Genomic DNA, 25182 nt, shown 5'->3' on the forward strand with positions numbered 1-25182 from the left:
TTCAATATCTCATCTGCCCTTCTAGTGGTATGAAACGACGAATCATCGGCCCACTCCTCCTCGCGAGTCTCGTTCTCCTCGCCGGGTGTCTCTCTGCACCGCTTCAGACCACGGCCCAGACTGACGGCGGAATCGACGCGACGACCATCTCGACGACGGGAACCGGCGAAGTCACCGCCGAATCCGACCTCGCTGTCGTCAACATCGCAGTGACGCACACCGCCGACTCCGCCGACGAGGCCCGTGGCGTCGTCGCCGAAGACGTTGCCGCGGTCCGTGCCGCGCTGACTGACGCCGGCATCGCAGAAGACGCCATCCAGAGCACCGGGTTCCACATCTACCCCGAGTACAACTACGGCGGCGACGAGCGCGAACTCGTCGGCTACCGCGCCGCCCACAGCCTCACCGTCGAAGTCGCACCCGACCGTGCCGGTGAAGTCATCGACCTCTCTGTCGGCGCCGGTGCCGACGAGATTCGCGGCGTGTTCTTCACGCTGACCGACGAGAAGCGCGCCGAACTCCGGAGCGAAGCGCTGACGAAGGCCGTCGAGTCGGCCGAGGCAGACGCTGAAACCGTCGCCACCGCCGCCGACCTGCGAATCACCGGCGTCCACACGGCGAACGTCGGTGGTGGGTACTCACCCGGTCCGTACCCCGTCGCGTACGCTGAAGACGCCCGCGCCGGCAGTGCCGGTGCCCCGACCGAACTCACGCCCGGTCCGGTGACCGTCTCGGCGACGGTCCAGATGGTCTACACGGCCGAATAGAGGCGAACGAACGACTCACCCGCTGACCGAACCGAATCCACTTCGGCCCTCCACTTTCTCGAACTCGAAAATTAGACTGCTTACTCGTTGCGCGACGGCGGGATGTCGGGTTCGAACCCGATGGCGTCCGCCGCAGCGTCGAGAACTGCATCGACGTTCTCGCCCGTCTCGACGCTCATGTAGAGGTCTGCCTCCATGTCGGTCGAGCGGTCGCTCTTGTTGCAGACGGTCAGGACGGGGATGTTGCGCTCTTCGAACCGCGCTTTCACCGCGTCCCGGAGTTCGAGTTGCGAGTCGACGGGGTAGCCACACTCGCCACTCGCGTCGGCGACGAAGATGACCGCGTCTGCGAGGTGTTCGAGCGCGCTGACGGCCTGTCGCTCGATATCGTTTCGCTCGTCTTCGGGCCTGTCGAGCAGACCGGGGGTGTCGATAATCTGGTACCGGATGCGGTCACGGTCGAAGTGCCCAATCTGGACGCCCTTGGTCGTAAAGGGGTATCGCGCAATCTCGTTCGACGCGCGGGTGACCCGGTTGACGAACGACGACTTCCCGACGTTGGGGTAGCCAGCGACGACGATAGCGGGTTCGTCGGGGCGGATGTCGGGGAGGTTCTTCAGTGCGTCACGGGCCGCACCGACGAAGAGCAAGTCGTCTTCGACTTCTTCGACGACGCTCGCCATGCGAGCGAACGCCTGTTTGCGGTGCTTGCGGGCGAGGCCAGCGTCGGTCTTGCGGAGTTTCGGCTGGTACTCGCGCGCGATGTTGTCGATTTGCCGCGAAGCCCACATGATTTCGGAGAGGCTCTTTCGAATCGCGTTGACACCGTTGATGTTCTCGCCGGTGTCCGTCTCGTAGCCCTGCACCGTCTGCGCGACGACGGCGTCGGCGAGTTCGCCGTAGAACGGGTCGACGAGTTCGAAGTCCGGCCACTCGACGACGACGTTCTCGAGGTTGTCCGAGAGGATGTTCGACGCCGTCTGGAGCATCGACTGTTGAGCCTCCAATTTGTTCTGCTTCGCTCGCCCCGAGCGTGCGGCCCGCGAAAAGGCCTTGTCGATGAGTTCGTCCGACCGGGGCGTGGTCGGGAGAGACTCGAAAATCATTGTACTCCGCTACAGGGCGGAGGCGTAAAAGCGCGTTCGTTTGGGTTTCGACGCCTCGTGAGGTGAATTAGGCGTGCAATGCACTCGCAAGACGCGCCGGCAACCCGCCACGAGGTTCTTACGTGGTGACGAGGTATCCCGGTGTATGACTGACTGGAAAGCCGTCGGCGTCGGATTCGTCGTCATGCTCGTCATCGGTGCCGGTGGACTCGCCATCCCTATCGTCGGACAAATCGGTGCGGGACTCATCGGCGGATTCGCCACGGGCTATCTCGCCGGGGGGAGCCTCGGAAACGGCGCGTGGAACGGTCTCGTCGCCGGGTCCATCTCCGGAATCGTCGTGAGCCTCTTTGCGGCACTGCTCGGCGGCGTCCTCGGACTCGCAGGTGGTCCACTCGGGAGTCTCTTCGGTGGACTCGGCGTGTTCGTCCTCGGGGTCATCCTGACCCTCCTCTTTGCCATCGACAGCGCCATCGGAGGGGCCGTCGGGGCGTGGGTGAAGGGGTAATACAGCGCCCACAGTATCTGATTTCTGAGCCGACGTCACCGGCGCTCCATCCCGAGATACAGCGCCAGTGTCGCACCCAGGTATAGTATCATCCCACCGACGACACCCCACGTCAGCACGTTCGACGTGTCGAAGTTGTCCCAGACTCTGACGACACCGACCAGTACCAACGAGAAGCCAAGCAACTCGCTTTGGACCAGTATCCGAGCAGCACTCCACCGCTCGTCGAGTACGACAGCGCCGTTCACGACACCGAAGAGCGCGAACCACCCTGCCAAAATCCGAGCGGTCAACGGTGAGACCGTCCACGGCCAGACACCAATCATCAGGTCCGGGGCGACGAACAGGACGATGGCACTGACTGTGACGACGAGTCCGAGGCCACCACCCAGAACACGGACAGTTCGTGGAAGACGGACGTCATCAGCCCCCAATTCGCCAGTATCGGTCCGGCGATTGAGTGCCCACACAGCGGGAACGAGCACAGGTGTCACCGCGTAGAGGAAGACCCAGAGGGCGAACGTGGCGTGAGTGTGGTTGAAATTTTCCCAGTGGAGCACAGTGGCGATTGCCATGAACCACGTGAACGTGGTGATACCGAGGAAGACTGGGGCGACAGTGTGCCACTCGTCGGCTGTCGAAACCCGATAGAAGAAGAACACGCCTGCACCGTACCCAGCACCCATGATGATGGGCGTCATCTCGGGGCGAATCGTCCACGCGAACAGTTCGGTGGTCCGAGTTGGAAACCCGTACAGGACCAGAAACGCCGCAGCCAGAAACGGGACGATGATACGTGCGACCCATCGAGTGACGGGGAGGACTCTGTCGTCGTGGACAGCGGTGTCCAACCCGCGTCGAAGTTCGACTCGCCAATCGCTCATCGTCCGCTACGTCCCATACATATTCTTCCACTGACACGCAGGTATACCTCTCGATTTGGAGGATACGTCCGCGATGTACAGCACGCAACGCTCGTCAAACCCAGGGAAGAACGACACAACCAATCAGCGCCCGCTGGCCGACTGACTCACTCGCAGGCGCAGTTGGTCCGTGGGTCGACGGGGAGCACAGCCGTGCCGTCGCAATCTACACCCAGCGTTTAGATTGTTGACAGAATACTTTTCAGCTCTCCCACAGTTCCCGGATTATGGACGAAGCGCTCGAAGACGCCCGGTTTTTAGCAGGGTCGTCGAATCGAGTCGCTGCGCTCGACGTCCTCGCGTCCGGCCCCACGTCGCGAGACGAACTGTCGTCCAGCGTCGACGCGTCGAAGGGAACGATTAGACGGATTCTCAGAGATTTCGAAGACCGAGGCTGGGTCGAACAAGAAGGGGCCACGTACACCACGACAGAGGCAGGTGAGACCATCGCCGTCGAGTTCACGTGCCTCCTCGACACGATTCGGGCGACGTACCGATTGGACGGCGCACAGGAGTGGTTGCCGACAGACGCATTGGGATTCGGTCTCGACCGACTCGCAGACGCACGGGTGACCCTCCCTCAGGAAGACCACGTCATCACGCCCCTCGACCGGATGGACGCACTGGTTCGTGACGCCTCTGTCTCTCGGATTTTCTCGCCCGGTGTCTCTATCTCGACTGTCTCTGCGAACCGGGACGCAGTCGTCGAGAACGGACAACAGATGGAACTCGTCCTCACAGAGCGCGTCGTCTCGACCATCGTGGAGCGGTCAGACCTCGCGGCGATGATGCGAGATATGGTGGAGACGGGTCGTGTGACGGTGTTCGAAATCGAGAACGACGTCCCACCGATGACACTCTGCATCCTCGACGGCGTAGTCGTCCTGGGACTCATCGGTAATGGACTGCCCGTGGGCGTCGTCGAGTCTTCGGACGAAATCGTCCGCCAGTGGGCGGACGAATTTTTCGAGGACAAACAGGAGCGAGGAGACGAACTTCCAGCGACTGCGTTTTCGTCTGGTTCCGGGACACGATAACACCGAGACGGAGTTCGTTCGGAGGGAATCGCAGGACGCTGACCGGCCGTTCACGGGGTGAACGAACGGTCACGGGGTGAGTTCATTATCCCCCTGTCCGGGACATGTACATGAACGAGAACGTCTTCCGGTGGGGAAGATACCGCCACCTGGCGGTGAAAGGGGGCACGGAATATCGGCCGGTGCCGACGCTCGAACCAGAACTGCTGACTGGTGTCGTGGTGGTGGGTCGATGCGAAAGCTGAGCGTGTACGGCATCGTCGCCGTCCTCCTCGTCGCGCAACTCACGTCTCTCGGGGGTGTCGTGACACCGGTTTCGGCAGCGGGGACGACTCACGTCGTCGACGCCGCGGGTGGCGGCGATTACACGACGATTCAGGCGGCCGTCGACGCGGCAGTCGATGGTGATACCGTCGAAGTCCGTCCCGGTGTCTACCGCGAACAGGTGGCCGTCGACACGAACGTCACGCTCGTGGCACCCAGTGGGGCGACACTGAACGGCTCGACGTTCGGCTCTGCGAGTACCGGCATCACCGTCGACCCGACACTGTCGACAGGGCTCCTCATCGACGGATTCACGATCGAACGGTACGGCGACGGCATCACTGTCGGGGGGTCGGCGGGTGAGAGCTACGACGATGCCAGTGAGACGTCCATCGCAGGAGGGTGGACGATTCGCGACGTGACTGTCCGAGACAACGCCGAAGACGGTATCGACGTGGCGGGCACGTCGACTGCGTGGACGATTCTCCGAGTCGATGCGTTCCGAAACGGCGACGACGGAATCGAGGCTGGCACCTACATGGGAACGGGCGCGTGGACGATTCGCGCGTCGAACGCCTCCGAGAACCAGGATGCCGGCATCCGCGCCGGACAGTCGACGGCGAACTGGCAGATTCTCGACTCCACCACCAACGACAACGAGAACGGGGTGTACACCCTGCACGACGGCAACGCGTGGACGATTGGAAACCACACCGCGCGGTACAACGGGTTCTACGGAATCAACCTCGCTGGGAGTTTCAGTGGCGACTGGACGGTCCACAACGCGACGATTGCCAACAACAGCGGTTCTGGCATCGGGAACGGAGCGGGTCTCACCGGGAACTGGACCATCCGCGACAGTCTCGTGGCGAGTAACTACGACTCGGGGATTTACGTCCCGAGCGCCTCCGACGACTTCCGCATCGAGAACGTCACCGTCGTCGAAAACAGTCGGGACGGTATCTGGACGACTGACACCACCGGGAACTGGCGAATCGCCAACTCAACCATCGAGAACAACGGCGACTACCGGGGCGGATACGCGATTAAAGCCGAATACACGGAGGGCGCGTGGGTCGTCGATAACTCCTCGATTACCGGAAATACCAACGGCGGCATCAACGCGACGAAGGGGGCAACGGACCGGCCCACCGGCGACGCCACCGACAACTGGTGGGGGCAGTCAGGTGGCCCACTGGCAGGACAGTGTGTCGGTAAGGTCGACTGCTCGTCGCCGCTCACCACCGAACCGGGGACGAGTGCCCCCGAGACGGCGGGGGTTCAGGGGACGGTCACGAATGCCTCCGGGTCGGCGCTGTCGGGAGTCGACGTAGTGGTCTACCGCGACGACGGCACCGACTTCGTACAGGTCACCACCGGGACGACGAAGTCGGACGGCACGTACAGTATCGACGGAATCGACGCATCGAGCGGGTCGGCCGACCTGAAGGTCGAGTTCAGCGACACCGGCTATCAGGCCGAGTGGTACGACGACGTCGCCACGAAGGCGTCGGCAACCGTGCTCACCGTCTCCGCAGGTACCGTCGAGACCGGAATCGATGCACAACTCGCTGCGGTGGACACCGCCACGGTCGGTGGAACAGTCACGAACGAGGCAGGAACCCCGCTTTCGGGTGTCGACGTGACCGTCTACCGCGACGACGGCACCGGGACGTTCACCGAGTGGACGACCGAGACGACGGACGCGAACGGCAACTACGCCATCGACGTACAACCCGTCGACCCGACGGACACCGACGTGGGCGTCAAACTCAGGTATCGCGACCCTGCTGGCGTCTACACGACCGTCTGGCACGACCAACAGAGCACAGAGACTGCCGAGGCGGTCACCGTGCCGGTCGGCGGTGAGCGCACCGACCTGAACGCGACTCTCGTCTCCCTCTCGACGCCGTCACAGGGCACCGCCCGCATCTCCGGGTGGGTGACGAACGAGTCCGGTGACCCGCTCGACGGGTTACTCGTCGTCGTCTCCCGCGACGATGGCACCGGGACGTTCGTCCAGCAACCGAGCGTCGGGACCGACTCCGAAGGACGATACAGCACCGTCGTCGACGTGCCTTCGGGACAGTCGAGCGTGGACGTGAAGGTGAAATTCGTCGACCCCGACGACGTCTACGCAACCCGCTACTACGACGACGCAGTAGTCGAGACGGGCGCGACGGTGGTCTCGGTCCCCGACGGCGAGACTCGGTTCGTCAGCGAGACGCTCCCGGTCGAAGACGACGTCACCGGTCGGTATCTCGGAACCGTGACGAACGAGAGCGGCGACCCGTTGTCGGGTATCGAGGTGACGGTGTTCCGTGACGATGGAACCGGGACGTTCCGCGAGTACACGACAGAGACGACGGACACGAACGGAAGCTACGACATCAACGTCAGGCCCGTGAATTCGAGCGATGGGAGCGTCACCGCCAAACTCCGGTTTACCGACCCGACGTGGACGTACGCGAGGGAGTGGAACAAGACGGGGTCGACCCCCGCCCGGACGAAGGGTGATGCGGAGGCGCGCACGGTCGCGGTCGGTAGCGGCCTGTACGTCGACCAGGAACTCGACCGAAACGAGGTGACAGTCAGCGGCGTCGTGGACACGACAGACGGCACCCGACTCGAAGACGTGCTCGTGGTCGTCTACCGCGCGAATTCGACCGGAGCGTTCGAGCAGTACCAGTCGGCGTCTACGTACACCGATGTGAACGGGGAGTACGAGACAACGGTGCCGGTACTGGACGGCGAGACGTCTATCGATTTGAAGGTGAAGTTCGTCGACCCAGACGGTCAGTATGCGACCACGTACTGGCGGAACGCGACGAAGGTAGCCGACGCGGAGGTCATCTCGGCGGAGACTGGCTGGGTGCTGCCGAACGTCGACGCCACCATGCCATCGATAGCCGACGTGGCCGTCAGCTATCAGGGGACGGTCTACGACGAACAGGACGACGCCCTCGAAGACGTGCTCGTGACCGTCTTCCGCGACGACGGGACGGGAACCTATCGCGAGTGGACGAACTGGCGGACTGACGAGTACGGCTACTGGTCGGGGGCGGTGTACCCACCGACCGGCGAGTCGAACGTCTCGGTCAAGATTCGCTACCGGAACGAGAGCGGCCACTACCTGACCGAGTGGGAGTTCAACGAGAGCAGTAAGGCGACGGCAGACACGGTGAACGGCACCGTCGGCGACGTTCGCTCGCTCTACGGCACGCGTCTCGAACCCGCACCCACGACACAGGTCTCTGGGGTCGCACTCGACGAACAGAGCCACGCGCTCGAGGGCATCGAGGTGACGCTCTACCGCCACGACGGCCCCGGGTCGTCGACCGAATTCGCCACGACGACCACCGACGAGTACGGCTACTACGAGTTTCAGGTTCCACCGCCGCTGGGTTCGTCCACCGTCGAGACCCGACTGCTGTTCGACGACCCGGCGAGGGAGTACGCCCACGCGTGGTATCGCGACGCGCGACGACGCGCCAACTCCACGCGGATGGTCAACGACCCCGGTGACCTCGACATCCATAACTATCAGACGCTCCGACCGGCGGGGATGCTCCTCGACGTGAACGTACAGGCGCTTTCGGCCTGTCCGGACCCGACCGACGAGTCGACGTGTACGTTCTCGAATCGGGCGGAGAGTGTGACCGTCGACCCCGGCGAGGAAGTCGCCGTCAGATACGAACTGTGGAACGGTGACGACGTGGTCTACACCGACTACGACGTCGACGATTCGGCGACTGGGACCACGATGTTCGGTGCGAACCACCACATCGCACCCGGAGAGATGCGGACGACGACGACGACACTGACCGCACCGATAGTCGACGGTGCGTACGACTACGCGGCGAACGCGACCAGTGAGTCGCAATACGGCGACGTGAGCAACTCGACCGACTGGTACACCGTCGAGGTCAGTGGGTCAGTCGTCCAGCAGGTGACGACGAACGGACAGTTCGACGCGTCGGTGTCGAACGCGAGTTCGGGCGAACCCGTGCTCGTCGGCGGCAGCGACCACCCCGTCTCCGAAGTGAACAACACGACGCTGCAGAGTATGGTGCTGACGACAGACGGCGGGAACTTCACGCTGAACGTCACCGGCAGCGAATCGTCGCCCGACGGAACGTCGCCACTCCAACTGGCACCCGGTGGGATATCGCTCGCCTACATCGACGTCAACCACTCCGTGAACGATTCGTCGACCGATTCGGTCGAGTTCAGGTTCGTCGTCGAGAAGGCTCGATTCGTCGGCACGGGACTCACTGCCAGCGACGTGACCGTCTACCGGTACGTCGATGGGTCACCGACGGCGCTGTCTACGTCGCTCGCTCGGGAAACGTCCTCTGCGTACGTCTTCGAGGCCACGTCACCCGGACTCTCCGTCTTCGTGGTCGGTGCCGGTGACCTCGAATCTGCGACGACTAGCTCGTCGTCACAAGACGACAGCAACGACGTGAGTAACGACGACAACGACCACAGCGACGACGACAACGACGGCGACAGTGACCGGTCAAAGTCGGGCGGTTCGGCGGACGTCACCGCGACGTCGACACCGACGCCGACCGAAACTGCGACCCCCACTCCGTCACCGGAGACGTCACCCACTGCCACACCCGAAACGACCCTGACTGAGACTGCGACGTCGACGCCGCCCCCGACTACCGACGAACCGGCGGCCATTCGAGAGACCACGACTGACACTCGCGCACCGGGGTTCACGGTCAGTCTCACCGTGCTCGCGTTGCTCGTGCTCGCGCTCGTCGGCCGGCCTCGTCGGAGAGAATGACCTGGGCGACTGCGATGACCGCGGCGATTACAGCGGGCGACCAATAGATTGGCCGGCCGATTTACTCACTCGCCGCGTTCGAGGTACTCGCGCTGAATCTCGACGACTTCCGTCGAATCGGCGCACTCCGAGTACCGTCGTAACGGTTCCTCGTTGAGTTCGAGGAAGGTGTGTCCCCAGCGGAACTTCGAGAGAATCTCCTCGGCCTGTGGTTTCTCGCCGAAGATGACGAGCGCCGCCGCGAGTGCTTCGACAGTCGTCAGTTGCATCGGGCGGCCGAAGTTGACCGGGTTGGCGGCGACGAGATACGGGAGTGCCCGATGCTCGCCGGGGAGTGAGAACATCGCCTCCTCGGCGGACTCCCACGAGCAGTCGAGTGCGACGAGTGCGCCGCTGTCTTTGTCGGCGGGCGACAGCGCCTGCTCCGCGTGCGGGTTGAGCACGACGCCGTAGGGTGTCGCCCGGTCCGACCCGTGGAGGGCGGCCATGTCGAACCGTTCGAGTTTCTTCGCCGTGCACTTCTTCGGGTCGTCGTCACCCTCGTATCGAACGTGCAGGTCCACACCCGGCGTAGGTGGGTCCAAGAGAAAAGCGTCCCGAAGGCGGGTGGTACCGGGTCGGGGTGAGACAAAAATGGATTCCGTCGGGGGGTTCTTCTAGCTAGAAGACGATATACCGGTGTGCATCCCGACGCCACGTATCTCGCACGGCAGTATTACACGGCGATAGACGAACACGGATACGAGTCGCTTCGGGACATCCTCGACCCGGAGTTCATCCAGCACCGGGGAGATATGACGCTCGACGGGCGGGACGAGTTCGTCTCGTTCATGCGCGACGAGCGACCGCAGAAGGAGACGACGCACGTCATCGACCGCTACATCCAGTCGAAATCCGACGACGAAATCGTCGTCCGTGGCCATCTCGAAGACAGCACCGGCGACGAGATGTTCGTCTTTCTGGACCGCTTTCGCGCCCGTGACGGGAAGATTTCCGAGTTGAAGACGTTCACTCGCTCGCCGAACTGAGATGGGCGAGTCGAAGACGGCCGACGCCCCCGACCTGTTTCGCACTCTCCGACAGTTAGGTATCGTCGCCAGTGTCGTGGGGACGGACGTTCGTCACACCGCGTGAGAGGAACTGCTACAGCGTGAGGAGAAAGGTCAGCAGAGCGTGGTTCAGTCTTTCTTGCCCGCGCCGACTGCCGCCTCACCGACCGGTTCGTGGCCTTCGATGACCTCGCGGCCACCCATGTAGGGCTGGAGGGGTTCCGGCACGTCGACGGTACCGTCTTCGTTCTGGTAGTATTCGAGGAGAGCGACCATGATTCGGCCGACGGCGGTTCCCGACGCGTTGAGCGTGTGGAGGTACTCGGCCGATTCGTGACGCTCTGGGCGGTAGCGCAGGCCCGCACGGCGTGCCTGGAAGTCTTCGAAGTTCGACGCCGACGAGACTTCGAGCCAGCGGCCACCCAGTCCCTCGGGTGCGTCGTCCGACTCGGTACCCGGTGCCCACACTTCGAGGTCGTACGTCTTGGCCGACGCGAAGGTGAGGTCACCCGTACAGAGCGAGAGGACGCGATACGGCAGGCCGAGTCTGTCGAGCACTTCGGCCGCTTCGTCGACGAGGGCTTCGAGGCGGTCGTACGACTCCTCGGGTTCGACGAAGTTGACGAGTTCGACCTTGTTGAACTGGTGGACGCGAACGATACCGCGCGTCTCGGTGCCGTGTTCGCCCGCCTCGCGGCGGAAGTTCGGCGTGTACGCCTGATGCTTCAGCGGCAGGTCGTCTTTCAGGAGGATTTCGTCGCGGTACATGTTCGTCACCGGCACCTCTGCGGTGGGACAGAGCCACAGGTCGTCGTCCTCGTAGTTCTCGGTCTCCGACCCGCCGATGCGGTAGGCGTCGTCCGCGAACTTGGGGAGTTGCCCGGTGCCGGTCATCGAGGTGCTGTTTATCGGAATCGGCGGGAACAGGTCGACGTACTCCTGTTCGCGGTGGACCTCGAGCATGAACTGGATGAGCGCGTGTTCGAGCATCGCGCCCTCGCCTTTCAGGAAGTAGAAGCCCGACCCCGTCGTCTTCGCAGCGCGCGCCTCGTCGATGATGTCGAGGCTCTCGCCGAGTTCGTAGTGGGGCGTCACCTCGTCCGGCAGGGGGCGCAGGTCGTCGAATCCGACGCGACGGACTTCCTCGTTGTCCGATTCGTCGGCACCGACCGGAACCGACTCGTGCGGGACGTTCGGGAGTTCGAGAAGCGCCTCGTCGAGTTCCGATTCGAGGTCAGCAGTTCGCTCTTCGAGCGTCTGGAGTTCGTCTTTGAGTTCGCCCGACCGGTCGATAGCGGCCTGTGCTTCCTCGTCTTTGCCCTCCTGTTTCAACTGGCCAATCTTCTGGCTGACCTCGTTGCGCTCGTGTCGAAGGTTGTCGCCTTCGGCTTTCAGCGAGCGCCACTCGTCGTACACGTCGAGGATGTGGTCGAGGTCCACGCCCTCGTTGCCGCGTGCCGCGAGTGCATCACGGACTCGCTCCGGTTCGTCGCGGAGCACTTGCCTGTCAATCATTAATCCGTGATTCCGGGGCCGGCGGCAAAATCGTATCGCATCGTCGGGTGGGAGGCGGGACGACCCGTCACTATCGTCCGAACGCTTTTGCCCCACCACGACGGCCGTCAACTATGGCAATTGGCGACGTCGAACCCGTGCCGAACAGCACGGACGTCTACTACGTCGATACGGGAATGTACGAAACCGAGATGTACGGGTCGGTCTTTCTCGTCGACGCCGAGCGACCAGCTATCATCGACACCGGCATCGCCGCCGACCGAGAACACGTCTTCGGGATGCTCGACGAAGTCGGCGTCGACGACTTAGAATACATCCTGCCGACGCACGTCCACCTCGACCACGCCGGCGGTGCGGGCTATCTCGCAGAGCGGTATCCAGACGCCACCGTGATGACCCACGAAATCGGTGCCCCGCACCTCGTGGACCCGTCCCGCCTCGTCGAAGGGACGAAAGCCGCCGTCGAATCCCAGTGGCGCTTCTACGACGAACCACTCCCCATCGAGGAAGACCGAGTCGAGTCGCTCACCGACGGCGACGAAATCGACCTCGGTGACCGGACACTCACCGTCTATCACGCGCCCGGACACGCCCCCCATCAGGTGATGTTCCACGACGACGCCGACGACGTCCTCTTCGTCGGCGACGCGATGGGTATCTGGGAACCGAAGTCCGAGACGCTCCGCCAGACGTCGCCGCCCGCACAGTTCCACCTCGAAAAGGCACTCGACGACGTGCGAACCGTCGAAGACATCGCCCCCGAGATGCTCTGTTTCGGCCACTTCGGCCCACATGCCTACTCCGAGGCGTTCGCAGAGGAGTACAAACGTGTCCTCGTCGAGTGGGTCGAAGCCATCCGCCAGAAGCGTGAAGAACTCGACGACGACGAGGCAGTCATTCGACATTTCGTCGAGAACACACAGATGGACGACGTGTGGGGCGTGCGAAAAGCCCACGACGAAGAGCGTCTCAACACGCGCGGCGTCCTCGGTTACCTCGACTACATCGGCGACGGCGAATAGCGAAACGCCCGTCTCACCCCGGCGAGCCGATACTGTGGGCTTTCAACCAACCGAACGTACATAGTTTTAAATGTTGAATTGCAACTAACAGGACATGGATTGGCGCGACGCGGAGGCGGCTTTCGATGACCCTGTCATCGAACGAACGACTCTCCCACGAATGTTCGAAGAGAGCGCGGGCCGTAACGCCTCGCGAATCGCACAACGCTACAAGGGCGGGGTATACGACAGGAGTCTCGTCGGCGAGGGCGTCGTGCCTGCGGCACCCGCCGGCGACTACGGCGACCTGACCTACGAGTCGATGCGTGACGTCGTCAGGAACCTCGCCGCCGGGTTGCGTGACCTCGGACTGGAGACGGGCGACCGTGTCGGAATCTTCGCGCACACGCGCATGGAGTGGGCCCAGACGGACTTCGCCGTCCTCGGTGCCGGCGGTGTCGTCACGACAGTCTACACCTCGTCGTCGGAACGGCAGGTGCAGTATCTGCTGTCGGACCCCGGTGCGAACGCCGTCGTCGTGGAGAATCAGGAACTGCTGGACCGCGTGGTCGCCGTCGAGGACGACCTCGACCTCGGTTTCATCGTCGTCTTCGACGAGTTCGAGGGGTACGACGACCGAGACGACATCCTGTCGCTCGGCGAACTCTACCGACGCGGCGAGGACGTCTTCGACGAGGCCGAATACGAGTCGTGGCTAGACGAACGCGACCCGGAGGACCTCGCGAGTCTCATCTACACCTCGGGGACCACCGGCCAACCGAAGGGCGTCCAACTCACCCACTGGAACTTCCGGTCGAACGTCAACGAGGCGTATCGTCGGTTCGGGCCGCGACCCGACAAGGGTGACCTGCCGGTCTTCGGAACCGAAACGGTCGGCCTCTCGTTCCTCCCACTGGCGCACGTCTTCGAGCGAATGGCAGGACACTTCCTGGTGTTCGCGGCGGGGGGGTCCGTCGCCTACGCCGAGAGTCCCGACACACTCCGCGAGGACTTCCAACTCGTCCGCCCGACGAGTGCGACGAGCGTCCCACGAGTGTACGAGAAACTCTACGACGCGATTCGAACGCAAGCGAGCGAATCGCCCGTCAAACAGCGTATCTTCGAGTGGGCCGTCGGCGTCGGCCAGACGTACCACACGACGGAGTCGCCGGGATTCGCGCTCAAACTGCAACACCGGATTGCCGATAAACTCGTCTTCCAGCAGGTTCGCGACGCACTCGGCGGCAACCTCGACTTCTTCATCAGTGGCGGCGGCAGTCTCTCCGCAGAGCTCTGTGCACTCTATCACGCGATGGGCCTCCCCATCTACGAGGGCTACGGCCTCACCGAGACGTCGCCGGTCATCACGGTCAACCCACCCGAAGAACCGAAAATCGGGACGATTGGCTATCCACTTCAGGACGTCGAGGTGCAACTCGATACGACTGTCGTCGGCGACCAGACCGGTGACGCGGGCGGCGACGTCGGCGAACTCATCGTTCGCGGCCCGAACGTCACCAAAGGCTACTGGAACCTCCCCGAGGAGACAGAGGCGGCGTTCGTCGACGACGAGGAGGGGAACCGCTGGTTCCGCACCGGCGACATCGTCGAACTCCGGCCCGACGGCTACATCTCGTTCCGCGAGCGAGCCAAGCAGATTATCGTCCTCTCAACGGGCAAGAACGTCGCACCCGGCCCCATCGAGGACGCCTTCGCCTCGTCGTCCGTCGTCGAACAGTGTATGGTGCTCGGCGACGGCCACCGATTCATCTCCGCGCTCATCGTCCCGAGTTTCGAGGGCATCGAGAAGTGGGCCGACGCCGAAGGAATCGACCTGCCAGACGACCCCAAAGCCATCTGTCGCGACGACAGGGTTGAAGAACGTATCCAACGGGAGATAGACGAGGCCAACGAGAACTTCGAGACGTACGAACAGATCAAACAGTTCCGCATCGTCCCCGAGGAGTTCACCGAAGACAACGACCTGATGACGCCGACGATGAAGAAGAAACGTCGCAACATCCTCGACCGGTACGCCGACGAGGTGTCGCTCATCTACGAGGAGTCGGACCACCGGACCGAAGAACGAACGGGGAGCGACCAGACCGCGACTCAGTAGAATCGAACACATTAAACTTTTTCTCCGGAATTCTAAACGAACGTTTCTACATTTCGCCGGAAATACCGCCCGAGATGTATGGTTTTATCTTCCGTCGCCACATGAACCGAATCAATGGAGGCGAGATAAGTGGCCGCAGCAGGAGGAGCGAATCTCATCCCGCTCGTTGCCGCAATCATCGGCATCGGCGTCGTCTCGCAGGTGCTTTCGGACCGATTTAGGATACCGAGCGTCGTGTTTCTCATCGCCGCCGGCATCTTGCTCGGCCCGGAGGTACTCGGCGTCATCACCCCCGACTCGTTCGGAAACGCACTACAGGCTATCGTCGGTCTCTCTGTCGCTATCATCGTCTTCGAAGGCGCGTTCCACCTTCGTATCGACAAGCTCCGAGAGGCACCAGCAGCGACGTTCCGCCTCGTCACGTTGGGGGCGGTCATCGCGTTCATCGGGACGGGACTCGTCGTCCACTACGCGCTCGGTGCACCGTGGGCCGTCTCCTTCCTCGTCGGGGCGTTGCTCGTCGCAACCGGGCCGACGGTCATCGCACCTATCCTCGAAGTCGTTCCGGTGCGTGACCGGGTGGGCGCTGCCCTCGACACCGAAGGTATCGTCAACGACGTGACGGCGGCCATCGTCGCCGTCGTCATCTTCGAGGCCATCATCGAAGGCGTCAGCAGCCCCAACGCCCTCGTGACGCTGTTCGCCGAGCGACTCGGCGTGGGTGTCGTCGTCGGGGCAGTCGTCGCCGGGACGCTCTACTACGCGCTCCAGTACGTGGACCTCTCACCCGGGAACGCCCCGCAGAACGCTCGGTTGCTCGTCCTCGCGGGGGCGCTCGTCTCGTACGCGGCGGCGGACTTCGTCGCCACCGAGGCAGGCATCGCCGCCGTCGCGACTGCGGGTATCCTCCTCGGCAACGCCGAAGTCCCGTACGAAGAGGACATCTCGGCGTTCAAAGGCGACATCACGTTGCTCGTGCTCTCGTTCGTCTTCATCGCCCTCGCGGCGTTACTGGAGTTCGACGTTCTCATCTCGCTCGGGTTGGGCGGTATCGCCATCGTGCTGGCCGTCGCAGTCGTCATCCGCCCGCTTCTCGTCTTCGTCTCGGCGAGAGGTGACCGCTTTACCCGCGGCGAGAAGCTCTTCATGAGTTTCGTCGGCCCGCGCGGTATCATCCCCGCGTCCGTCGCGACGCTGTTCGCCATCGCGTTCCGTGAGGAGGCGACGCGACTCGCCGCAGAGGGGATGACCCAACAGGCGGCCATGCTGAACGAGAGCGCTTCGATTCTCGTCGGTACCGTCTTCCTCGTCATCCTCACGACAGTCCTCTTCGAAGCAGGCCTCGCTCGCCAAATAGCAGAATACCTCGACGTCATTCCAATGCGTGTACTCGTCATCGGAGGCGGAAAAGTGGGCCGTGCGCTCGCCGAACGCCTCGCAGACCGTGGAGAGAACGTGGTCCTCATCGAAGAGGACCAGGAAGTAGTCCAAATCGCCCGCAATCAGGGCTTTACCGTCCATCACGGTGATGGAGCCGATACGGAGGTGCTCCGGTCGGCCGGCGCTGGCAACGCGAAAGTCGTCGTCGCCGCCACCGGTGACGACGACGTGAACTTGCTCGTCGCCCAACTCGCCAACTCGAAGTTCGAACCCGAGAAGGTGCTCGCGCGGGCGAACAACCCCGACAACGTCCAAGCGTTCGAAGAACTTGGCGTCCGAACTATCGCTTCGACCATCGCCACCGCACAGGCGCTGGACAACTACATCGAGCGGCCGTCGATGTCCAACTGGATGGGCGAAATCGGTCGCTCCGGCGACGTCCAGGAAGTCGAAGTCACCGCCGAGGACCTCTTCGGCCGGACGATTCGCGAAGTCGGCCCCGAACTACCCAGTGGGTGTCTCGTCGCACTCGTCTCGCGAAACGGCGATACGAACGTGCCCGACGCAGACTTCACACTCCAGGAGGGCGACCGAATCACGATAATCGGGGAACGCGATGCGGTTCGGACTGCACAGAAACTCGTCCACCCCGAGTAACACCGGGGCCTGATTTTCGACGGTTAGCTTCGTGCCCACCGGAGGAAGACGGCCCAGTATCCGACCGCGAGAGCGACGAGTACGTACCAGACAGGCGCACCGAGGTCAGGCCTCGGAACGAATCCCACCGAGACGGCGCCGGCTGCCGCCAGCACCGTCACCACCCCTGTCAGTACAGTCGTCGAGAGATTCATCGTCAGTCTAGTCTTCACCTCTCCAGTATGAACGTGACGAAAGTCACATAGACGTTCATTATAATTACCCACACAACTCGGGTAGGGAGTCAACTCGTTGGCAGTTGTAGCGGGAGGGGAGGCGAATCAACACGAACGATTATTCGGGTGCTCGTCAAAGGACGAGTATGCGACACACGGAGGGGCCACTGTGCTCTATCGACCTTGGAGCCGAGACGGCCGACACGAGCGGCATCGACGACGTCCTCGGTTCGTACATCGGCGGCCGAGGCGTCGGTACGAAACTCGTCTACGACAGCGTCCCGTTCGACGCCGACCCACTCGGTCCGGAGAACCGACTCGTCCTCGCCGCCGGACCGATGCAGCAGTCGCAGATGAGTTTCACTGGCCGGGTGAGCATGACGGGCGTCTCGCCGCTGACGAACGGCATCATCTCGTCGAACGCCGGTGGGTTCCTCTCGCGGCACCTCGTCGGAACGGGCTACAGCGCCATCGAGTTCACCGGTGAGGCGGACGAACTGCTCGCGGTCCACGTCCGCCCAGACGGCGTCGAGTTCGAAGCAGTCCCGGAACTCGAAGATGCGGAAGTCCCTGCAGTCACCGAGTACGCGGAGTCCGAGTGGGGCGTCGACGCCGAGCAAACCATCTGTATCGGCCCCGCAGGAGAACGACTCGTCCGGTTCGCGTCGGTGATGACGACCGAATCGCGAGCGTTCGGCCGCGGTGGCCTCGGCGCTGTCATGGGCGCGAAGAACCTCAAAGTCGTCACCTTCGGCGGCGACGCCGCACCCGACGTGGAGTTCCCCCCAGAAGCGATGGACGTCCACCGCGAGGCGGCCACCTCTGACCACGCGATGAAACGACAGGGGACCAACGCCGGTGCCGACTACGCCAACTCCGTCGAAGCACTTCCGACGCGGTACTTCACCGAACGCCAGTTCGACGGCATCGAGGGAATCAACGGTGACGCCGTCGAGTCGAAGAAGTACAAGAAAGGAACCTGCTCGCAGTGTGCCTTCGCGTGCAAACTCCCGACGCGGGACGAGGAGTCTGGCGTCGAGACGGAGGGGCCCGAGTACGAGACGACGATGGCTTTCGGGTCGAACTGCGACGTGGACGACGTCGTGGCCGTCATGAAGTCCAACGAGTTGTGTGACCGCGTCGGCGTCGACACTATCTCCGCCGGCGACACCATCGCCGCCTACCTGATGGCCGAAGACGAGTTCGGCAACGTGGACCTCATCCACGAACTGGTCGAGCAAATCGGCTACCGCGAGGGCGTCGGTGACTTCCTCGCAGAGGGAACCCACCGCGTCGCCGAGGAACTGGGCGTCACCGACTGGACGGTCAAAGGGATGGAGTTCCCCGCCCACGACGGCCGTCATCTCCACGGACAGGGCCTGTCGTTCGCCACGTCGAACCGCGGGGCCGACCACATGTACGCCTCGTTCTACGCCATCGAGTACCCCTACGTCCACAAGTCGAAGGCGATGAAACCGGAGGGATTCGACGGGAAACCACAGCGTCTCGTGGAGAAAGAGAACCACAACGCCGTCCTCGACAGCGGCGTCGTCTGCAAGTTCTCGCGCGACTTCATCGACGAAGAACTGCTGGGTCACCTGCTCGACACCGACTACGACCACCTCCAGGAAATCGGCGAACGAATCGTCACGCTCGAACGCCACTTCAACAACCAGCGCGGGTTCGACCGGAGCGACGACACGCTTCCCTTCGACATCCCCGGATTCCCGCACGCGCTCTCGGACTACTACGAGATTCGTGGATGGAGCGACGACGGCATCGTACCCGACTCGGCAATCGACGGCACGGGCGGGGCGGCACCGGCAGACGACTGAGATACCCGGAAGGCCTATCCGCAGACGTGACATTCGTCAATCATGAACCGGCGCAGGGTCCTCGCCGCCGTCGGGGCGGCACTGCCCACCCTCTTCCTCAGTGGCTGTTTAGCCGGCGGTTCGAACCCCATCCAGCGTGTGGATTCGGGAGATGAATCGAACGGGGCCACAACAACCCTCCCGAAGGGCAAGGGACCCGTTCGCGGCGAGAGCGACGCCGAAGTCACTGCCCGAGAAGTCGAAGACCGCGAAAACGTCGCCTACATCCCCGAGAACGACACCGTTCGATACGTCGCCGCGTGGCGGCACACGAATCACGAAGAAGTCGAAGCAGGCGAAAAGCCCGAACGAGAGGCGACGTACGACACGCTTCCGTTCACGGAATGGGCAACACGTCGATGTACCCTCGCCGCCGCCCGCGCCGCCGCCGACCACGTTCGGTCCGAACTGGAGGTTGCAGAACCGCGTTCGATACGAGGGAGCGTTTCGAGCAGCGTCGAAGACGAAGAGAGAGCTGTCGTCGTCGAATCGGTCGAAAGCTACGACTGGGAGGGGAATCTCGTTCACGAGACGGGCGTCGAGTTCGAGGCACTGGTCGCGGCGACGCCGAAGACGGTACACGCGACGTACGTCTTTGGCGACCAGACGGCGGAGCGAGACGTCCCGATATACGCACGGCACGTGGTGCTCCAACACTCGTAAAGCCGGTGTTCGTCGGACCGAATGCCGAATATATTAGGCGACGAATTAAACCGGGATGTGAACATATCGAGTAGGGCCGGGGTGCCTCTGACAGAAAACACCGGCAGGTCGCCAGACTGGACTGCCCGACCCAGTCTGTGCGAGGTGGTGGGTTGCCCGTAACGGTCGACGTTACTCGTCGAGACAAGCCCCTGCTCTGGACAGGTCGACCAACCCGCGTACCTACCCCTCCGTGACCCCTTTTCACAGACCCGACTCCAAAACGAGAGACGGGAGTCTTACCGACTGAACTCTATCGCCGCACCTTGTCCGAACCCGACACAGAGCGTGGCGAGACCACGGTCTACGTCCTGCTTTATCATCTCGTGGATGAGCGTCACGGGCAAGCGGGCACCCGACGCGCCGAGCGGGTGGCCGAGGGCGATTGCGCCACCGTTGACGTTGAGTTTGTCCTCGTCGATGCCGAGTTCGCGGCGGGAGTACTCACACTGACTGGCGAACGCTTCGTTGATTTCCACGAGGTCGTACTCCTCGATGTCGCGGCCGTTGCGTTCGAGGAGGCCGCGGGTGGCAGGCACCGGACCGATACCCATGACCGTCGGGTCGACGCCGGCGACGTTGTTCCGGCCGACGGACGCGAGCACGTCGAGGCCGTGTTCCTCCGCGAACTCGCGGGAGGTGACGAGCACCGCGGCGGCACCGTCGGTAATCTGCGAGGAGTTGCCTGCCGTGACCGAACCATCACCGGAGAACGCCGGTGGAAGGCCGGCGAGCGTCTCCAGCGAGGTGTCGCGGCGAATCCCCTCGTCTTCGGTGACGACGCCGTCGTCCGTCTCGATGGGGACGATTTCGTCGTCGAACCGACCGGAGTCCGTCGCGTCGGCGGCACGCTGGTGACTGCGGAGTGCGAACTCGTCTTGGTCCTCACGGGACACCTCGTACTCCTCTGCGACTTTCTCCGCGGTCATTCCCATCTGGAGTTGGAAGACGTTGTACGCCTCGCTCAGTTCGGGGTGGAGGTGCTGGTAGGAGTCGCCGTCCATCGGGACGCGAGACATGCTCTCGACACCGCCGGCGATGATGCACTCGCGGTTACCGGCGGCGATGGCGTCCGACGCGGAGATGATAGACTGCATCGAGGAGGCACACCAGCGGTTGATGCTCGTCGCCGGCGTTCCCTCGCCGAGGTCCGAGAGGAGTGCGATGACGCGCGCGACGTTGTTGTCCTGTTCGGCGCGTTGCTGTGCGACGCCCCACATCAGGTCCTCGACGTCGTCCGCGTCGACGTCGTGTTCGTCGAGGATGTGGTTGATGAGCGAAATCGAGAGGTCCTCGCTTCGAACGTCCTCGAAGACGCCGCCTGCTTTTCCGAAGGGGGTTCGGTACGCGGCAGCAATGACTGCTTCTGGCATGGCACAAGTTCAGAGTTCGAACACCATAAATAGTTTAGAACTCACAAGGCGTCGAAAAGAGTTGTTTCGTCGGCGACGACGAGCGCCTCAGGACCGCTCGGGGCGACGAAACCGAACCGCACACTGCTTGAAGTTCGGTTCGTTCGACTGCGGGTCGACGGCAGGGATGGTCAGCGTGTTCGTCGCCGGGTGGTGAATCGGAAGCCAGACGAGTCCACGGGGGACGCTGTCGTCGGAGACGAGACGGACAGTGACGGACCCACGGCGAGAGTCGAGCGTCGTCCACCTCCCGTCGGGAGCCACGGCGACTTCGTCACGGTACGTTTCGAGTGTCTCGGGAGCGATGCGAGCGACTGGTTCGGCGAGAGCGTCGCCCTCCCGTGAGCGGACGCCGGTGTTGTATCCGTCGGCGTCGCGGGCCGTCGTGAGCGTCAGCGGGTAGTCGTCGTCGGTCGGTTCGGGGAGTGGGTCGCCGTCGAGCGTGCTGAACTGGGCCCGTCCGGACGGAGTGGGGAACGACCACGAATCCGCCACTGGGTCGTAGTAGCGGTAGTCTGCGGCCACGTCGGGTTCGGGTGCGGGCCACCGGACGGCGTGTTCGGCGTCGAGTCGAGCGTACGAGATACCCGAACAGTCCGCGGGGGTTCCCGCCGTGAGGGCGGCGAACTCGTCGAACACGGCCGAGGGGTCGAGAGGTGACGCCGGAAGGAGGCCAGGGGCGACCCGTGCGGCGACGTCCGCGACGATATCGAGGTCCTGCCGAGCACCCGACGGCGGGTCGGTTGCCGCCCGAACTCGTGACACCGTCCGCTCCATGTTCATCGTCGTCCCCTCCGTCTCACCCCACGTCGCCGCGGGGAAGACGACGTCCGCGAGTTCGACCGTCTCCGAGTGGAAGGCGTCCTGCACGACGAGAAACGCGTCTTCGAGACGTTCGGCGACGGCATTCGCATCCGGGAATCCAGCGACGGGATTCGTCGCGACGGTCCAGACGACAGACGGCGACGAAGCGAGGATTTCGACGGGACCGGGGCCCGTGTCGTCCGGGAGACGGGAGACTGAGACGTCCCACGCATCTGCGACGGCCTGCCTGTGGTCGGCGTGGTCGAACGGTCGGTGGCCCGGCCACGTTCCTTTCGACGAGCAGACGCGCGTCCCCATCGAGTTCGCCTGTCCGGTGAGCGAGAACGGCCCACGTCCGGGGCCGAGGTTGCCCGACGCGAGACAGAGGTCGATGAGTGCACCCGCCGTCGCGGTGCCGCGGACACTCTGGTTGACGCCCATACCCCAGTAGACGAGCGTCGAATCGTCGAGGGCGGTGGCGAGCATCTCGACCGTTTCGAGCGAGACACCTGCGTCTGCCGCGGCGTCGGCGACGCTCGGGAGGCCGGCGACGATGGCGTCGAACCCTTCCGTGTTGGCCCTGACGAACGACTCGTCGATTCGGTCGGTGGCGACGAGACGTGCGAGGACGGCACGAGCGAGTGCGAGGTCACCGCCCGGCGCGACGGCGACGTGTTCGTCGGCGACGGCAGCAGTCGCCGTCTCCACCGGGTCGACCACGACGAGACGGCCATCCGTCGCAGACTGACGAATCCAGCGGAACAACACGGGGTGTGCGACGGAGGGGTTCGCACCCCACACGACGTGTGTCTCTGCCGCGGGGATGTCGTCGTAGGTGGGCGGCGGGGCGTCGCTTCCGAACGCCCGATAGTAGGCGGAGACGGCACTCGCCATACAGAGCGTCGTGTTCGCGTCGTAGTTCCGCGTCCCGATGCCGCCGCGGGCCAGTTTGCCGAGTGCGTACGCCGCCTCGTTCGTCTGCTGGCCGCTTCCCAGCACCGCTACGTCGTCGGGGTTGGTCGCCATCGCGGTTCGAATCGCGTCGCTGGCGGCCGCTATCGCATCGTCCCACGTCGTCTCGACGAGTTCGTCGCCGTCTCTGACGAGTGGCCGCGTCAGTCGCTTCCCGCGTGGACTGACGGTCTCTTCGAGTCCACGCCGACACGCCGCGCCCCGGGCCACCGGGTCCGACGGGTCTCCTCGGGCCGATTCGAGGCCACGGCCACCCTCGTGGGCAGTTTCGACGAACCCGCATCCCACGGCACACCGCATACACGTCGTCGAGACTCGTCTCCTCACGTTCACCACCGCCGTTTCGGGTCGCGCTCGACAGCGATACCCGTGGGGGTTCGCTCTACTGGAGTGTTCGAAGTGGAACCGCGTGTCGTGACCATCTGTCTCTCTTCTTCGGTGCATCTGTTGGAAACCACTCGTAAAAACATCGAGTGTCGGGGACACGACCACCGGGTCGCCTCGACGTAGATGTCGGTCTTCCACCAGGTCGCCGCACACGACCACTGGTATCGTCCAGCACGCTCCGGCGAGCAGTCCGACGCTCTTATGCGTCTCGCCCGGCAATTCTCCGCGGATGAGTGAACGGGCGCTCGAGGTCGTCGAATTTCTGCTGACGGCTCACCTCTACACCGACGACCGAACGCTTGACGAGAACGACCTTCCGCCGCGGTTTCGGCGCGTCTTCTGGACGGACGCCGACGACGAAGACGATTCGTCGAAGAGTGGCATCGAGCGACCGCTGGTCGTGACCGATGCTATCGCGCGGAAGGCGACAGGTGTCGAACACCCCTGGGACGCGATTTCGGACCTCATGTTCACCCAGCACGAGGACTTCTCCGGTCGTCTCTCGCTGACGCAACCCGAGATGGCGCTGGAGTGGTTCGTCAAACGGGCCGACTACGACATGTTGGTGACGAACCCGACTATCGCGAAGGCGGTCGAAGACCGTGACGACGTCGACGTGACCCACGCCGAGGCACGCGAGCAGACGCGCCCTATCCACGCCGACCGGGTGTGGATAGACAGCCTCCTCGACGAGTACTTCGACGACGAAGACGACGCCGAGATGCTGGACCTCGTGCAGGTCCGTGCGCCCGAGGAAATCGAGATGACGCTCGACGACCTGGTGCTGACCTCAGACCAGGAAGGCGAGATTCTCAAGCTCATGAAGGCCATCGAGCACCGCGAGTACCTCGCGCAAATCGGCCTTCGCGAGATTGGAAAGATTCTCTTCGTCGGGCCGCCGGGGACGGGGAAGACGACTGTCTCGCGCGCCCTCGCACACGAACTCGGCCTGCCGTTCGTCGAGGTCAAACTCTCGATGATTACGAGTCAGTACCTCGGTGAGACGGCCAAGAACGTCGAGAAGACGTTCGAAGTCGCCAAGCGACTCTCGCCGTGTATCCTCTTCATCGACGAGTTCGACTCGGTCGCCAAGACGCGCCGGTCGGACGAACACGCCGCGCTCAAGCGCGCGGTCAACACGCTCCTAAAGAGCATCGACGATATCTCGCTGATTCGCGACGAAGTCATCCTCATCGGGGCGACGAACCACCCGGACCAACTCGACTCCGCCGCGTGGCGGCGCTTCGACGAAATCGTCAACTTCCCCAAACCGGACCGTGGCATGCGCTCGGACATCCTGCGCGTCATCACGAACCGGATGAAAATCGACGAGTTCGACCCTGACGCCATCGCCGACGTGACCGAGGGGCTCACCGGGTCGGACCTTCGGATGGTGCTTCGTGAGGCCGTCCTCGAAGCACTCACGGAAGAGCGAATGGAACTCACGCAAGAGGACTTGCTGGAGGCCGTCGAAGACTTCGAAGAGCGCGACAACCTGAAGAACCTCGACATGATGTCGGATTCGTCGGAACTCGTCGCCGGGTCGGGTGACGGACACGACCACAGTCACGACGAGGACCACGACCACGACGAGGACCACGACCACGACCACGCCGACGAACACGAAGGCGAGACGCAGAAAGACGCCGGCGCGGCGCAGTAACTCGCCACCGCGGTTCACCCACCCTTAAG

Annotated in this window: 18 protein-coding genes; 11 read left to right on the plus strand and 7 right to left on the minus strand. The window is 63.4% G+C overall.

Annotation, left to right across the window (positions count from 1 at the left end; all coding sequences use genetic code 11):
* Positions 1 to 29 precede the first annotated feature (29 nt).
* Positions 30 to 767, plus strand: a complete 738-nt coding sequence (locus tag ACK3R5_RS13790) for an SIMPL domain-containing protein (protein ID WP_411964634.1) — start codon at positions 30 to 32, stop codon at positions 765 to 767.
* Between the two features lie 80 nt (positions 768 to 847).
* Here ACK3R5_RS13790 and ACK3R5_RS13795 read toward each other — a convergent pair whose 3' ends face one another.
* Positions 848 to 1873, minus strand: a complete 1026-nt coding sequence (locus tag ACK3R5_RS13795; RefSeq protein ID WP_411964635.1) for an NOG1 family protein — start codon at positions 1871 to 1873, stop codon at positions 848 to 850.
* Between the two features lie 145 nt (positions 1874 to 2018).
* On the opposite strand from ACK3R5_RS13795, the gene ACK3R5_RS13800 reads away from it, so the two are divergent.
* Positions 2019 to 2381 carry a DUF5518 domain-containing protein gene (locus tag ACK3R5_RS13800; RefSeq protein WP_411967374.1) on the plus strand — a complete coding sequence of 121 codons (363 nt, stop codon included), beginning with the start codon at positions 2019 to 2021 and terminating at the stop codon, positions 2379 to 2381.
* Between the two features lie 35 nt (positions 2382 to 2416).
* Here the strand turns inward: ACK3R5_RS13800 and ACK3R5_RS13805 are convergent, their stop codons facing one another.
* Positions 2417 to 3265 (minus strand): hypothetical protein, encoded by an 849-nt coding sequence (locus tag ACK3R5_RS13805; RefSeq protein WP_411967375.1) that lies wholly within the window; start codon positions 3263 to 3265, stop codon positions 2417 to 2419.
* Between the two features lie 266 nt (positions 3266 to 3531).
* Between ACK3R5_RS13805 and ACK3R5_RS13810 the strand changes: the two genes are divergently transcribed.
* Both ACK3R5_RS13810 and ACK3R5_RS13815 read left to right on the plus strand, forming a co-directional pair.
* Positions 3532 to 4341, plus strand: coding sequence for a helix-turn-helix transcriptional regulator (locus ACK3R5_RS13810; RefSeq protein ID WP_411967376.1), 810 nt, complete (start codon positions 3532 to 3534; stop codon positions 4339 to 4341).
* 232 nt (positions 4342 to 4573) lie between these two features.
* The gene (locus ACK3R5_RS13815) at positions 4574 to 9403 is read left to right on the plus strand and encodes a right-handed parallel beta-helix repeat-containing protein (RefSeq protein ID WP_411967378.1); all 4830 of its coding nucleotides are present in this window, start codon (positions 4574 to 4576) and stop codon (positions 9401 to 9403) included.
* Between the two features lie 65 nt (positions 9404 to 9468).
* Here the strand turns inward: ACK3R5_RS13815 and ACK3R5_RS13820 are convergent, their stop codons facing one another.
* Positions 9469 to 9966, minus strand: a complete 498-nt coding sequence (locus tag ACK3R5_RS13820; protein WP_411967379.1) for a DUF367 family protein — start codon at positions 9964 to 9966, stop codon at positions 9469 to 9471.
* A 117-nt stretch (positions 9967 to 10083) separates the two neighbouring features.
* Between ACK3R5_RS13820 and ACK3R5_RS13825 the strand changes: the two genes are divergently transcribed.
* Positions 10084 to 10431, plus strand: coding sequence for a nuclear transport factor 2 family protein (locus ACK3R5_RS13825; RefSeq protein WP_411967380.1), 348 nt, complete (start codon positions 10084 to 10086; stop codon positions 10429 to 10431).
* A gap of 150 nt (positions 10432 to 10581) precedes the next feature.
* Here the strand turns inward: ACK3R5_RS13825 and serS are convergent, their stop codons facing one another.
* Positions 10582 to 11967 carry a serine--tRNA ligase gene (gene serS, locus ACK3R5_RS13830; RefSeq protein WP_411967381.1) on the minus strand — a complete coding sequence of 462 codons (1386 nt, stop codon included), beginning with the start codon at positions 11965 to 11967 and terminating at the stop codon, positions 10582 to 10584.
* Positions 11968 to 12080: 113 nt separating this feature from the next.
* Between serS and ACK3R5_RS13835 the strand changes: the two genes are divergently transcribed.
* The 3 genes from ACK3R5_RS13835 to ACK3R5_RS13845 all read left to right on the plus strand — a co-directional run bounded on the left by ACK3R5_RS13835 (position 12081) and on the right by ACK3R5_RS13845 (position 17124).
* Positions 12081 to 12989: an MBL fold metallo-hydrolase gene (locus tag ACK3R5_RS13835; protein ID WP_411967382.1), complete on the plus strand. Its 909-nt coding sequence runs from the start codon at positions 12081 to 12083 to the stop codon at positions 12987 to 12989.
* A 94-nt stretch (positions 12990 to 13083) separates the two neighbouring features.
* Positions 13084 to 15087: an AMP-dependent synthetase/ligase gene (locus ACK3R5_RS13840; RefSeq protein ID WP_411964642.1), complete on the plus strand. Its 2004-nt coding sequence runs from the start codon at positions 13084 to 13086 to the stop codon at positions 15085 to 15087.
* Positions 15088 to 15216: 129 nt separating this feature from the next.
* Entirely contained in the window at positions 15217 to 17124 is a 1908-nt protein-coding gene (locus ACK3R5_RS13845) for a cation:proton antiporter (RefSeq protein WP_411964643.1), read from the plus strand.
* 23 nt (positions 17125 to 17147) lie between these two features.
* Here ACK3R5_RS13845 and ACK3R5_RS13850 read toward each other — a convergent pair whose 3' ends face one another.
* The gene (locus tag ACK3R5_RS13850; RefSeq protein ID WP_411965840.1) at positions 17148 to 17336 is read right to left on the minus strand and encodes a hypothetical protein; all 189 of its coding nucleotides are present in this window, start codon (positions 17334 to 17336) and stop codon (positions 17148 to 17150) included.
* Positions 17337 to 17485: 149 nt separating this feature from the next.
* On the opposite strand from ACK3R5_RS13850, the gene ACK3R5_RS13855 reads away from it, so the two are divergent.
* Both ACK3R5_RS13855 and ACK3R5_RS13860 read left to right on the plus strand, forming a co-directional pair.
* Positions 17486 to 19174: an aldehyde ferredoxin oxidoreductase family protein gene (locus ACK3R5_RS13855; protein WP_411967384.1), complete on the plus strand. Its 1689-nt coding sequence runs from the start codon at positions 17486 to 17488 to the stop codon at positions 19172 to 19174.
* 42 nt (positions 19175 to 19216) lie between these two features.
* The gene (locus ACK3R5_RS13860) at positions 19217 to 19876 is read left to right on the plus strand and encodes a hypothetical protein (RefSeq protein ID WP_411967385.1); all 660 of its coding nucleotides are present in this window, start codon (positions 19217 to 19219) and stop codon (positions 19874 to 19876) included.
* Positions 19877 to 20154: 278 nt separating this feature from the next.
* Here the strand turns inward: ACK3R5_RS13860 and ACK3R5_RS13865 are convergent, their stop codons facing one another.
* Positions 20155 to 21288, minus strand: a complete 1134-nt coding sequence (locus ACK3R5_RS13865) for a thiolase family protein (protein WP_411967386.1) — start codon at positions 21286 to 21288, stop codon at positions 20155 to 20157.
* 87 nt (positions 21289 to 21375) lie between these two features.
* Positions 21376 to 23430 carry an assimilatory nitrate reductase NasA gene (nasA, locus tag ACK3R5_RS13870; RefSeq protein WP_411967387.1) on the minus strand — a complete coding sequence of 685 codons (2055 nt, stop codon included), beginning with the start codon at positions 23428 to 23430 and terminating at the stop codon, positions 21376 to 21378.
* A gap of 289 nt (positions 23431 to 23719) precedes the next feature.
* Here nasA and ACK3R5_RS13875 point away from each other — a divergent pair, with 289 nt between their 5' ends.
* Positions 23720 to 25153, plus strand: coding sequence for an ATP-binding protein (locus tag ACK3R5_RS13875; protein ID WP_411967388.1), 1434 nt, complete (start codon positions 23720 to 23722; stop codon positions 25151 to 25153).
* The last annotated feature ends 29 nt before the right edge of the window (positions 25154 to 25182 follow it).

Origin of the sequence: Haloferax sp. YSSS75 (assembly GCF_046764215.1) — an archaeon.
Taxonomy (GTDB): Archaea; Halobacteriota; Halobacteria; order Halobacteriales; family Haloferacaceae; genus Haloferax.